At 62.5% G+C, this 1,591-nt stretch carries 1 protein-coding gene; it reads right to left on the reverse strand.

The window, feature by feature from the left end; all coding sequences use genetic code 11:
• A partial coding sequence (locus tag EOA27_RS35780; RefSeq protein WP_145970809.1) for a dipeptide/oligopeptide/nickel ABC transporter permease/ATP-binding protein occupies positions 1-1,591 on the reverse strand: 1,591 nt, incomplete at both ends.

Consider the following 1,591-nt stretch of genomic DNA (forward strand, 5'->3'; position numbering starts at 1 on the left):
CGTGTGCTCGTGCTGTGGATTGCGGAACAGCTCTTCTGTCGTGTTGATCTCCAGGATCCTACCAGCGCGCATAACTGCCGTCCGATCGCTGAAATGGGCAGCGATCCCAAGATCGCCTGTGATGATGACCTGCGCCATGTTGCGCCGCTTGACCATGTCGTGGATGAGGTCGAGGACCTGCCTCTGGATGGTCACGTCGAGACCGGCCGTGGGTTCGTCGGCGATTAACGTCGACGGCGAATGCATAATGGCCAGCGCGACGCAGACACGCTGGGCCATTCCGCCGCTCAGTTCGTGTGGGTAGGCCGAAAGACGCGTCTCGGGGTCCGTTATGCCGACGCTCGACAGAAGCCTCATCGCCTCGTGGCGAGCCCCGGAGCGATCTATTTGTCTGTGCGCCCTCAGCGCGCCTATCATCATCTCGCCGATCGTCGTCAGCGGATGTAACTGCTGGCGAGGGTTCGGAAGGATCGCCGCGATGCTCGACCCTCTCAGGGCCTGGACCTGCTTGTCTGGCATCGCCAGGAGATCGCTGCCATTATAGGTGATCGTGCCGGCCGACGCGTAAACGTCCTTTGGCAGAACGTTCAGCAGCGCCCGGGCGAGGATCGTCTTACCCGACCCGGATTCCCCGACTATCGCGAGCGTCTCGCCGCGGACGATGGACAAGTCGATGCCTGAGAGGAGTTCGCGCCGTGCCGAGCCGCGTCCGGCGGACACGCTCAGGCCGCGTACTTCGAAGATGCCCTGCTTACCGCTCACAGGCCTGATCGAACACTTCGCAGTCTCGGACATCGGTGTCGCCGGGACGGACACCGTCGCCGGTTCGGCCGGGCGGCGACGCTGGTGGAGCGCAATGTTGAGGACTTCACCCACCACGCCAAAGCTGAAGACAATCAGCCCAAGCGCGGCACCTGGAATGAGCGAAACCCACCACTGCCCGGTCATCAGATAGGGCGCGCCCGACGCGACCATATTGCCCAGTTCGGGGGTCGGCGGCTTGATGCCGGCGCCGACGAAGCTAAGTCCCGCCGTGAGCAGGATGGAGAATCCCACCGTGACCGATATCTGGACGATGATCGTAGGCAAGGCGTTCGGCAACATGTGCCGAACCCCCAACATGAGTTCGGAATTGCCTACTGACACGGCGGCCTCAGCGAAGGGCTTGCGCCGTAGGGTGAGGACTTCCGAACGCACCAAGCGTAGGAACACCGGGGCATTCACAAAGGCAATCGCCAGAACGATGTTCAGGCTGGTTCCGCCGAAAAGCGCCACGAGCACGATAGCGAAGATGAACACCGGGAACGCCTGGACGAGGTCGAGCAGCCGCATAAGAAGGTTCGATATCAGCATGCCGCCGAGACGTTGAGACGATTCCAACAGCCCGGCTGCTATGCCCAGAGGTGCCCCGATCAAGACCGATAGCGCCGTTGCCAGCGACGCGATGAGGACGTCGGTGCGTGGCGCGGTCAGGATGCGCGAAAAGATGTCAATGCCGTTCTCGTCGGTGCCGAACCAGTGATGGAGGTCCGGCGGGAGAAGGCGCTCGTCGGGCCGGGCCACTTCGGGACGATACGGCACTATCCATGGT

It is taken from the genome of Mesorhizobium sp. M2A.F.Ca.ET.037.01.1.1 (assembly GCF_003998075.1).
In the GTDB taxonomy this organism is placed as follows: Bacteria; Pseudomonadota; Alphaproteobacteria; order Rhizobiales; family Rhizobiaceae; genus Mesorhizobium.